Below are 10,342 nucleotides of genomic sequence, written 5' to 3'. Positions count from 1 at the left end.
TCAGCGGGGGCCAGGGCATCGCTGCATATCACGTTGTTTCAGAGACATATCCGTAGCTGCATGAAACTCTCCCGGGCGCGGCGCTTGACGCGCCTCTCCTCCCTACCAAACCTCAATCCCGATCGATCGCGAACGGCTGCCAGGCTTGACGTACCGGCATTACCTCGACCCGGTTAATGTTCATATGGTCCGGCAGGGTGGCGATATAAAACATCTGTTCGGCAATATCCCGCGCGCTCAGCGGCGTGGTGCCTCGATACAGATTGTCCGACGCCGCCTGGTCGCCTTTGGTGCGCACCAGGGTAAATTCCGTTTCGGCAATACCCGGCGCGAGATCGGTCACGCGCACCCCGGTCCCGAGCAGATCGCAGCGCAGGTTATAGCTGAACTGCTTCACGAAAGCCTTACTGGCGCCGTAGACGTGGCTGCCGGGATAGGGCCACTGCCCGGCGATAGAGCCAATATTGATGATGCTCGCCCCCGCGCCGTGACGAATCAGCGTCGGTAGCAGGGCATGGGTCACGTTGACCAGCCCGGTGACATTGGTGTCGATCATCGTTTTCCAGTCGTCCAGATCCACTTTCTGCGCGGGCTGCGGCGACAGCGCCAGCCCGGCGTTGTTAATCAGCGTCGTGATATCGGCGAATTCAGCGGGCAGCGCCGCCACGGCCCCGGCGACCGCATCGCTATCGCGGACGTCGAGTTCGATAATGTGCACCGGCACCTGCGAGGCGAGCTTATCCTGTAGCGCCTTCAGCCGCTCAAAACGGCGTCCGCTCAGCACCAGCGACCAGCCCGCATCGGCGAAGACCTGCGCCGCTGCTTCCCCAAAACCCGAGGTCGCCCCGGTAATAAACACCACTTTGCTCGTTGCCATTTCATTCTCCTGTGCAGGTTGTCGCTCCCACTATAAAAACCCCGCGCGCGCGGGCACAGAGCCAGTCGGCGCGCGGCGATGTGACACGGTGTCACATCATTTTCGCCTGACTGGCTCTATCCGTTTCTGCCCTGAACGACCAATGATGAGGCCAACAACAACGACATGAGAGAGGGCAGGGTATGAAGCTGGCACTACAGAACGAGGTAGCGATAAGCAATGATGAAGTTCGGCAGCTGGATCGCGCTTATGTGTTTCATTCATGGTCGATGCAGGGCAATTTACATCCGCTGGTGATCGCCGGGGCTAAAGGCTGCGAGCTGTGGGATTACGAAGGCAATACTTACCTGGATTTCAGCAGCCAGCTGGTCAACGTCAACATTGGCTATCAGCATCCGCGCGTGCTGGCGGCGATGAAAGCCCAACTGGAAGAGCTGGTGACCATCGCGCCCGCCACTGCCAACCTCGCCCGCGGCGAAGCGGCGAAGCGCATCGTCGATCTGGCGCCGGAAGGCTTTAGCAAAGTGTTCTTCACCAACGCCGGCGCCGACGCCAACGAGAACGCCATCCGCATGGCGCGGCTCTACACCGGGCGCGATAAAGTGCTCTCTGCCTATCGCTCCTATCACGGCAACACCGGCAGCGCCATTGCCGCCACCGGCGACTGGCGCCGGGTGCCGAACGAGTATTCCCGCGGGCACGTACACTTTTTCAATCCCTACCTCTATCGCAGCGAATTTAACGCCGCGACGGAAGAGGAGGAGTGCCAGCGCGCGCTGGCCCATCTGCGGCGGATGATTGAATGCGAAGGCCCGAACGCGATAGCCGCGATTCTGCTGGAGTCGATTCCGGGCACCGCCGGGATTCTTGTCCCGCCCGAGGGCTATATGCAGGGGGTGCGGGCGCTGGCCGATGAGTTCGGTATTGTGCTGATCCTTGATGAAGTGATGGCCGGTTTTGGTCGTACCGGGAGTTGGTTTGCCTTCGAGCAGGATGGCGTGGTGCCGGATCTGGTGACTTTCGCCAAAGGGGTCAATGCGGGCTACGTCCCGGCCGGCGGCGTGCTGATTAGCGAGCCAATCGCCCGCTACTTTGATGACCATTTCTTTGCCGGGGGGCTGACCTATTCCGGCCATCCGCTGGCGATGGCGGCGATTGTCGCCACCATTGACGCGATGAAGGAAGAGAAGGTGGTGGAGAACGCGGCGACCATCGGCAACGAGGTGCTGCGTCCGGGGCTGGAGGCGCTGGCGGAGAAGCACGCGATTATCGGCAACGTGCGCGGCCGCGGTCTGTTCCAGGCGCTGGAGCTGGTCAGCAGCCGCGAACATAAAACGCCGCTGGGCGCTGCCGATATGGCGGCCATTAAAGGCGCGTTAACCGAAGCCGGCCTGCTGGCGTTTGTGGTGGAGAACCGCATTCATGTGGTGCCGCCGTGCACCATCAGCGCCGGGCAGGTGGCAAAAGGCCTGGCGATTTTTGATGCGGTATTCGCCCGCTTCGCGAACCTGGCTCAGTAAGGGGATGATTTCCCGGGTTGCGGCGTAAACGCCTTACCCGGGCGACCTTCTCGCAGATGGCGGCGAACCCGTAGCCCCGCAAGCGGGGGCGGGTTTTCAGTCTAACCGATGTTCGCCGTTCGCCAGCGCTTCGCGGTCAAAGAAGCGCTGAATCACGCCTTCCGCCATAAACGCTGCCCGGTCCGACATATGGGCAATCACATCGGCATCGTGGCTGACCAGCAGATAGGTCATTCCGTGCTCCTGCTTTAGCCGATTGAGCAGATTCAGTATTTCCGCCTGCACCGACATATCCAGCGCCGACGTTGGCTCATCCAGCAGCAGAATCTTTGGCCGCAGCAGCAGCGCGCGAGCAATCGCCACCCGCTGGCGCTGGCCGCCGGAAAGCTGGTGCGGATAGCGGCGCGCGGCGTCGGCAGGCAGCCCCACCTCTTCCAGGGCGGTGGACACCCGCTGCTCGATCTCGCCGATAGCGTGAATTTTCAGCGGCTCCGCCAGCGTACGCCATAGCGTATGATTGGGATGCAGCGAGGCGTACGGGTCCTGAAACACCATCTGTACGTTGCGCCGCAGTTCGCCCTGAAAACGCGCGCCCGGCGTAATGGCCTTATCGAACAGTTCAACGCGGCCGCGCCAGTCCCGCTGCAGCCCGGCTAATACCCGGAGAATCGTTGATTTTCCGCAGCCGGATGCGCCGATCAGGCTGAACGTTTCCCCTGCATCAACGGCAAAGCTGGCGGCGGACACCGCGGTTTTTTCAGCAAAATTCACCTGTAGATTGTTGAGATTAACGATTGCCATGCGCCGCCTCCGTCAAGTTCAGGGTTCGGTCGAGGGTCGGCAGCATCTGACCGTAAGTTTGCGCGGCCGGGCGACAGGTCCAGAGCGTACGGGTGTAGGGATGCGTCGCCGTCGGCAGATCTCGCGCCGCCATCTCATCGACCTTTTTCCCTTGATACAGGACCAGCACCCGCTGGCAGTGCTCGGCCACCAGCGGCAGGTCGTGGCTAATCAACAGCATCGCCATCCGCCGCTGTTCGCACTGCTCTACCAGCAGTTCAAGGATCTGATTGCGCAGTCGGGCATCGAGGGCTGAAGTGGGCTCATCGGCGATCAGCACCTGCGGATTATTGAGCAGCGCAAGGGCAATCATCACCCGCTGGCCCATCCCGCCGGAGAGTTCGCCAGGATAGCGGTTGAGTACCGGTAAATCCAGACCGACGGCGGCAACGGCGGCTTTGACCGCCTCCAGCCGCGCGCGGCGGCTAAGGCGCTGATGCAGAGTTAATGCCTCTTCCAGCTGCGCCTGAATGCTTTTTACCGGATTGAGCGCGTAGCGCGGATCCTGCAGCACCATCGCAATATTGTTGCCGCGTAGCGCGCGCCAGCCGCGCTCGCGAAGGGTTAATGCGTCGCGCCCCAGCACGTTGAGCGCATCGGCGCTGACGACGCCGGGCCGGCGGACCAGCCCCATCAGGGCGCGTGCGGTCATGGATTTACCGGAACCGGATTCGCCGACCAGCGCCAGCCGCTCGTTGCCGAGCGTGAAGCTTAAATGGTCCACCACTCTGGCGGTGGGATAGTCGATGGTCAGTCCCTGAACGATCAGACGAGTATCAGTCATGTTGCGGCTCCAGAACGTCGCGCAGGCCATCGCCCAGCAGGTTAAACGCCAGGCTGGCGATCAGGATGACGGCGCCAGGGGCGGCGGCGATCCACCACTGGTCAAAAATGACCTGCATGCCGTCAGCGATCATCGCGCCCCATTCCGCCATTGGCGGGCGGGCGCCGAGACCAAGGAAGCCGAGACCGGCAGCGGCGAGAATAATCCCGGCTAGATCCAGCGCCAGCCGGACGATCGCCGAGGGCAGACAGAGCGGCAGAATATGGCCAATCAGCAGACGCCAGCCGCGAATGCCCATCATCTCCGCCGCCGCCAGATAGTCGCTGTGGCGCAGGCGCTGAATTTCGCTGCGCGCCTGACGGGCGTAAGCGGGCCAGGTCGTTAGCGCCAGCGCCAGGGCGCCGTTCACCAGGCCCGGGCCGAGCATCGCGACAAACGCGAAGGCCAGAATCAGCCGCGGCATCGACATTACCACGTCGGTAAAACGCATCAGCACGCGCTCCAGCCAGCCGCCGTAATAGCCGGACAGGATCCCCACCAGCAGACCGGCGGGGAGCGTAATCGCCGTCACCAGCGTAACCAGCCCCAGCGCCGGACGGGTGCCGAAAATCAGCCTTGAGAGAAGATCGCGACCGTAGCTGTCGGTGCCGAGCCAGTGCCGCGCGCCCGGACCCTGCAGCCGCGCGGCGGCGTCCTGCCAGTTCGGGTCGAGCGGAGCCAGCCAGGGCGCAAAGAGCGCAGTCAGCAGGAGTAACGTAATGATGATCAGACCGCAAAAGGCGGCGGGAGAACGGCGCAGGCGGCGTAAAAAAAGGTAGCCAGGCATCAGCGTATCCTCGGATCGGTCAGCCGCACCAGCAGGTCGGTGAGGTTATTAATCAGCACAAAGCTCGCGCCGATCAGCAGCGTACCGCCCATAATCGCCGTGGTATCGCCGGCAAAGAGCGCGGTGGTCAGATAGCGGCCAATTCCCGGCCAGGAGAAGACGGTTTCGGTCAACACCGCCCCTTCCAGCATGGAGGTCCAGGCGAGGGCGGTCACCGTCAGCAGGGTGCCGCGGATATTGGGCAGGACGTGACGCAGCAGAATCGTCATCTCACCGGCCCCTTTGGCGCGCGCCAGCAGGATGTACTCTTTGTTCATTTCGCTCAGGCAGGCGGAACGGGTCAGGCGGGTGATGCTCGCCAGAGAGTAATAGGCCAGCAGCAGCACCGGCAGCAGCAGGTGCCCGGCGGCGTTTTTAACCGCCTCTTTATCACCCGAGAGCCAGGTATCAATGAGCGCAAAGCCGGTGCGCGGTTCGACGGTGTATTGATAAATATCGTCCAGCCGCCCCGGCCCCGGCGTCCACTGCAGTTTGGCGTAAAACAGCGCCAGCATCAGCAGGCCGAGCCAGAAGATCGGCACCGAGTTGCCGAGCAGCGTAAAGGTGCGCATCGCCAGATCCCACGGCGAGCCGACGTAGCGGGCGCAGAGAACGCCTGCGATAACGCCCGACAGCGCGCCGATAATCAACGCCAACGTGGCCAGCTCAAGGGTTGCCGGGAAAGCGGCGAGCAGGTCGTGCAGCACCGGCTGGCCGGTTGAGCTGGCGATTCCAAGATCGCCGTGGGCGAGATTCAGCAGATAGTGCCAGAACTGCAGCGGCAACGGCTGGTCGAGGCCGAGCTGGTGGCGTACCTGGTCATAGGTGGACTGACTGGCGTGGTCGCCGACGATTTGCAGCACCCGATCAACCGGCGACAGCGCAGAGAGCGCAAAGGTCACCAGCAGCAGGCCGAGCAGCGTCAGGGCCAGCGTCAGCAGTCCCTGAAACAGCGCGAGCAGGGGGCGTTTTGCGCGCCGCTCTGCTCGGGGAGGTAAAACAGCAGACATGGTTATTCCGTTGGTAAAAAGTACAGTGTTATCAGCTGGTGCGATCTGTTGTTGTAGCCCGGTCAGCGCAGCGCCAACGGGAAAACATAAGGTATCGGGGCCTGCGTTCCCGGAGGCGGCGCGTTGCGCCTGTCCGGGCTACCTGATCGTACCTGCCCCAGGCGTTATTTGGTTACCCGGTCATACCACACCATATCGGCATTGAGACCCTGCTGATAACCCTTCACGTTATCGCGAACCACAATCTGGGTTTTACCCTGATCGATAAACACGTAAGGCGAATTGCGCTGCAGTTCCTCCTGAATGTTTTTATACAGATCCTGGCGCTTCGCTGCGTCCGGCTCGGCGACTGCCGCCAGGGTCGCTTTATTCAGCTCCGGGATCTGCCAGCCGTTTAGCCCGGCGACGGTACTGGATTTACCGTCGTTGTAGGCAAAGGCGCTGGCGTTAGAGTGGGCGTCGAAATAGTCAGGGATCCACAGCCGAATCGCCGCCTGATGCTGTTTGGCGCGCACGCGAGCATAGACCTGGCTACCCGCGGCCGGCAGCAAATCCACCTTCACGCCGCCCTGGGCGAAGCTCGCCTGCATCGACTGAGCAATAGTGATAAACGGCGGCTTGTTTTCGACGTCGAGGGTGAAATGCGCCTCTTTAATGCCCGCTTTAGCGAGGATGTCTTTGGCTTTTTGCGGGTTGAATGTAAACGGGTTATTTTCCAGCGCGCCCGGCAGGCCGACCGGCAGGAAGCTCTGATGGACGAAATATTGCCCTTTCAGCAAATCTTTCGTGATGCCGTTGTAATCCACCAGCCAGCGCGCCGCTTCCCAGAAGGCCGGGTTTTTCAGCAGCGGGTTAGCGCTGTTGCCGGTATTAAAGACCAGATAGTTCTGCTCAGCGGAGGGGATGCTGAGAACCTTGACGCCCGCTTTACCCTGCAGAGCCGCAATCTGGTCGGCGCCGAGATCGCGCGCCACGTCAGCATCACCCTGCTGGATGAGAAGACGACGTGAGGCCGGGTCCGGAACGTTTTTAATGATGATGCTTTTCAGCTTCGGCGCGCCGCCGGGTGCGCTGCTGTTGGCCTCCAGCACGATGGCCTGATGCGGCTGATAGACCCGCATTTTATACGCGCCGCTGCCCGCCGAGTGCATTTTCAGCCAGCCGTTGCCGAAGTCGTTATCTTTGGCGTTCGGGGCGACCTGTTTCTCATCGACGATAGAGGCGATCGGCGTGGAGAGAATATTCAGCGCCACCGCCGGGCTGACGTCGGCAGTCCAGCGTAGCGTGAGGGTATGGTCGTCTACCTTCTTCAACTGGCTGGCGATGTTATCCGGCTGCCAGCCGAGGACGTTAAGAATAAACGCCGGCGATTTGTTCAGGGTGACCGCGCGGGTGTATGAGTAAATGACATCTTCCGGGCGTAGCGGGTTACCGGAGGCGAATTTGGCGTCGGGCTTTAGCTTGATGGTCAGCGTTTTCGCCGCCGGATCGGCCTGCCAGCTTTCGGCCAGGATCGGGGTGATTTTTTCAGGGTTATCGCGGTCCGGCTGCACCAGACGCTGATAAAGGCTCGGTACCGTCTGGATGCTGGAGAGCTCGTTGGCTTCCGCCGGGTCGAGGCTGACGATATCGTCGAGGCCCTGGGCGACCACAAGGGTCCCCGGCGGCGTGGCGGCGTGAACGGCGGCGGATAACGCGGCGAGCGCCAGCAGCGGCAGCAGTTTTTTAGTCATATGCGATCCCTGAAAAAAGTTATTGTGATTATTGATGTTTCGCTACGTTAGGCCGCTTAATTACGGGCGTAAAGTCAAAGATCGGCTAAGTTTATGCTTAAAAAGCATAAGCAAGACCAATGGGTTATGACGATCGATCGTACCGGGCATCTTCCGCCCGTTCGGCTTTCTTGCTATAACAATTTGATAACAATACGGGAGGGATAAGCGTGCCGGAAATTAATGAATTTGGTCAGCAGGTCAACGATCGCGTGCCCGGGTGGCGGGGGGCGGGGTTTCTGCGCCGCACGGCGTTAAATGGCCGCTATTGCCGACTGGAGCCGCTGGATACCGACCGGCACGCGGCGGATCTGTTTGCTGCCTATGCTCTCGGCGACGACAGTGACTGGACGTGGCTGGCGAGCACGCGTCCGCAGAGCGTTGAGTCAACGGCGAACTGGATCACCGGCAAGGTTATGGATGACGGACTGGTGCCCTACGCGGTTGTCGATCTGCGCTGCGAGCGAGCCGTCGGGCTGGTCAGCTATATGGCGATTGAGCGGGCGATGGGCACGGTGGAGATTGGCCACGTCACCTGGTCGCGGGCGATGAAAAATACGCCGCTCGGCACCGAGGCGGTCTGGCTGCTGCTGCAAAATGGTTTTGCCCATGGCTATCGTCGACTGGAGTGGAAGTGCGATTCAATGAATATTGCTTCCCGCCGCGCCGCCGACCGACTGGGATTCACCTGGGAAGGACGACTTCGCCAGAGGATGGTGCGTAAAGGACGAACCCGCGATAGCGATATGCTGTCGATTATTGACAGCGAATGGCCCGCGCGCGATGCGGCGCTGCGGGCCTGGCTGGCGCCGGAGAATTTTGATGCTAATGGATGGCAGATAAAGCGGCTGGAAGATTTTCGCTAGTTTTCCCTCTCCCGGATGGAGAGGGAGAGGGAGCCGTTCGGCGCAAACGTTGCCTCCCGGCACAGGGCCTGAGGGGGCTACTGATGCGGTTTTCGCCCTCGCCCCGTTGGGGAGAGGGCGGGGTGACGGGAACCGCCTCTTACCGGCGAACCGGCGCGCCGTTCGCCACGTAATACGCCGCCGTGCTCTTCGGCAGCGGCTGACGGCCACGAATGGCATCAGCCATTTTTTCGCCAATCATAATTGTGGTCGCGTTAAGGTTGCCGGTAATAATCTGCGGCATGATCGAGGCGTCGACCACGCGCAGGCCTTCCAGTCCGTGAACCCGACCTTCGCCATCGACCACCGCCATCTCGTCATAGCCCATTTTACAGGTGCCGCACGGATGGAAGGCGGTTTCCGCATGATTGCGCACGAACTCATCCAGCTCGGCATCGCTCTGGCACTCCGCACCCGGGCTGATCTCCCGGCCGCGATAGTTATCCAGCGCCGGCTGATGCATGATTTCGCGGGTAATCCGAATCGCATCGCGAAACTCCTGCCAGTCCTGTTCGCTGGACATATAGTTAAACAGAATCGCCGGATGTTCGTGCGGATCGCGCGATTTCAGCCGCACGTGGCCGCGACTCGGGGAGCGCATAGAGCCAACGTGGCACTGGAAGCCGTGCTCTTTCACCGCGTTTGAGCCGTTGTAGTTAATCGCGACCGGCAGGAAGTGATACTGAATATTCGGCCACGTAAAGGCTTCCCGGCTGCGAATAAATCCGCCCGCTTCAAACTGGTTGCTGGCGCCGATGCCGGTTCCGCCGAATAGCCATTCGGCGCCGATTTTCGGCTGGTTCCACCACTGCAGCGCCGGGTAAAGCGACACCGGCTCTTTGCATTCGTACTGCAGATACATCTCCAGATGATCCTGCAAATTTTCCCCGACGCCCGGCAGGGCGTGTACCAGCGGAATATCGAACTGGCGCAACAGTTCCGGGCTGCCGACGCCGGATCGCTGCAGAATTTGCGGCGAAGCGATAGCCCCCGCGCAGAGCAGCACTTCTTTATTGGCGGTCGCTTTCGACGGCGCGGTGCTGTCGCCCTCCAGCCACTCGACGCCGACGGCGCGCTTGCCGGCAAAAATAATATGATCGGTCAGCGCATGGGTGCGAATAGTCAGATTGGGACGCGCGCGCGCCTGGTCGAGATAGCCGCGCGCGGTGCTGGCGCGGCGTCCCTGCGGCGTCACGGTACGATCCATCGGGCCAAATCCCTCCTGCTGGTAGCCGTTAAGATCGTCGGTGCGCGGATAGCCAGCTTGTACGCCAGCTTCAATCATCGCGTGGAACAGCGGATTATTGCCCTGCTTTGGCGTGGTGACGCTGACCGGGCCGTCGCCGCCGTGGTAATCGTTGGCGCCGATATCGCGGGATTCTGCTTTGCGGTAATAGGGCAGGCAGTCCAGGTAGCTCCAGTGCTCAAGCCCCGGCGCCGAGGCCCAGTTATCAAGATCCATAGCGTTGCCGCGGATATAGCACATGCCGTTGATTAACGAGGATCCGCCGAGTCCCTTACCGCGTCCGCACTCCATGCGGCGATGGTTCATATGCGGTTCAGGCTCGGTCTCGTAGGCCCAGTTATAGCGACGCCCCTGTAGAGGAAACGCCAGCGCGGCGGGCATCTGGGTGCGGAAGTCGAAACGGTAATCCGGGCCGCCCGCTTCCAGCAGCAGGACGGTGGTGTCAGGATCTTCCGTCAGTCGTGTAGCCAGTACGTTGCCGGCGGAACCGGCACCAATAATAATGTAGTCAAACTGCAAAAAT

At 61.2% G+C, this 10,342-nt stretch carries 9 protein-coding genes; 2 read left to right on the top strand and 7 right to left on the bottom strand.

The annotated features are described in order from the left end of the window. Positions 1-112: 112 nt before the first annotated feature. A complete protein-coding gene (locus HMPREF3178_RS17240) occupies positions 113-877 on the bottom strand; it encodes an SDR family NAD(P)-dependent oxidoreductase (RefSeq protein ID WP_004100028.1) in 765 nt (254 codons plus the stop codon). Between the two features lie 182 nt (positions 878-1,059). Between HMPREF3178_RS17240 and HMPREF3178_RS17235 the strand changes: the two genes are divergently transcribed. Further along, the gene (locus HMPREF3178_RS17235) at positions 1,060-2,397 is read left to right on the top strand and encodes an aspartate aminotransferase family protein (RefSeq protein WP_004100029.1); all 1,338 of its coding nucleotides are present in this window, start codon (positions 1,060-1,062) and stop codon (positions 2,395-2,397) included. Between the two features lie 96 nt (positions 2,398-2,493). Here the strand turns inward: HMPREF3178_RS17235 and HMPREF3178_RS17230 are convergent, their stop codons facing one another. From HMPREF3178_RS17230 to HMPREF3178_RS17210, 5 genes are all read right to left on the bottom strand, one after another. Further along, complete coding sequence (locus HMPREF3178_RS17230) at positions 2,494-3,198, bottom strand: ABC transporter ATP-binding protein (protein ID WP_004100030.1); 705 nt, start codon at positions 3,196-3,198, stop codon at positions 2,494-2,496. Then, positions 3,185-4,021 carry an ABC transporter ATP-binding protein gene (locus HMPREF3178_RS17225; protein WP_023320527.1) on the bottom strand — a complete coding sequence of 279 codons (837 nt, stop codon included), beginning with the start codon at positions 4,019-4,021 and terminating at the stop codon, positions 3,185-3,187. Before HMPREF3178_RS17225 ends, HMPREF3178_RS17230 begins: the two co-directional genes overlap by 14 nt. Beyond that, positions 4,014-4,847 (bottom strand): ABC transporter permease, encoded by an 834-nt coding sequence (locus HMPREF3178_RS17220; protein ID WP_017146395.1) that lies wholly within the window; start codon positions 4,845-4,847, stop codon positions 4,014-4,016. The genes HMPREF3178_RS17225 and HMPREF3178_RS17220 overlap by 8 nt, the downstream gene beginning before the upstream one ends. Next, complete coding sequence (locus tag HMPREF3178_RS17215; RefSeq protein WP_004100034.1) at positions 4,847-5,896, bottom strand: ABC transporter permease; 1,050 nt, start codon at positions 5,894-5,896, stop codon at positions 4,847-4,849. Before HMPREF3178_RS17215 ends, HMPREF3178_RS17220 begins: the two co-directional genes overlap by 1 nt. 164 nt (positions 5,897-6,060) lie before the next feature. Further along, on the bottom strand, positions 6,061-7,629 hold the full coding sequence (locus HMPREF3178_RS17210; protein WP_004100036.1) for an ABC transporter substrate-binding protein: 1,569 nt from the start codon (positions 7,627-7,629) through the stop codon (positions 6,061-6,063). A 209-nt stretch (positions 7,630-7,838) separates the two neighbouring features. Between HMPREF3178_RS17210 and HMPREF3178_RS17205 the strand changes: the two genes are divergently transcribed. Then, positions 7,839-8,534: a GNAT family N-acetyltransferase gene (locus HMPREF3178_RS17205; protein WP_017146394.1), complete on the top strand. Its 696-nt coding sequence runs from the start codon at positions 7,839-7,841 to the stop codon at positions 8,532-8,534. Between the two features lie 139 nt (positions 8,535-8,673). Here the strand turns inward: HMPREF3178_RS17205 and betA are convergent, their stop codons facing one another. Then, the gene (gene betA, locus HMPREF3178_RS17200) at positions 8,674-10,338 is read right to left on the bottom strand and encodes a choline dehydrogenase (RefSeq protein WP_017146393.1); all 1,665 of its coding nucleotides are present in this window, start codon (positions 10,336-10,338) and stop codon (positions 8,674-8,676) included. Positions 10,339-10,342: the final 4 nt, after the last annotated feature.

This window comes from Klebsiella sp. HMSC09D12, from assembly GCF_001808475.1.
Classification (GTDB): domain Bacteria; phylum Pseudomonadota; class Gammaproteobacteria; order Enterobacterales; family Enterobacteriaceae; genus Klebsiella; species Klebsiella oxytoca.
Note: the sequence above shows the minus strand (reverse complement) of the source record. Positions and strands in the feature narration are given on the sequence as shown.

Coding starts and splice junctions, on each gene's coding strand:
- HMPREF3178_RS17240 (WP_004100028.1), bottom strand. CDS start 877: ATGGCAACGAGCAAAGTGGTGTTTATTACCGGGGCGACCTCGGGTTTT.
- HMPREF3178_RS17235 (WP_004100029.1), top strand. CDS start 1,060: ATGAAGCTGGCACTACAGAACGAGGTAGCGATAAGCAATGATGAAGTT.
- HMPREF3178_RS17230 (WP_004100030.1), bottom strand. CDS start 3,198: ATGGCAATCGTTAATCTCAACAATCTACAGGTGAATTTTGCTGAAAAA.
- HMPREF3178_RS17225 (WP_023320527.1), bottom strand. CDS start 4,021: ATGACTGATACTCGTCTGATCGTTCAGGGACTGACCATCGACTATCCC.
- HMPREF3178_RS17220 (WP_017146395.1), bottom strand. CDS start 4,847: ATGCCTGGCTACCTTTTTTTACGCCGCCTGCGCCGTTCTCCCGCCGCC.
- HMPREF3178_RS17215 (WP_004100034.1), bottom strand. CDS start 5,896: ATGTCTGCTGTTTTACCTCCCCGAGCAGAGCGGCGCGCAAAACGCCCC.
- HMPREF3178_RS17210 (WP_004100036.1), bottom strand. CDS start 7,629: ATGACTAAAAAACTGCTGCCGCTGCTGGCGCTCGCCGCGTTATCCGCC.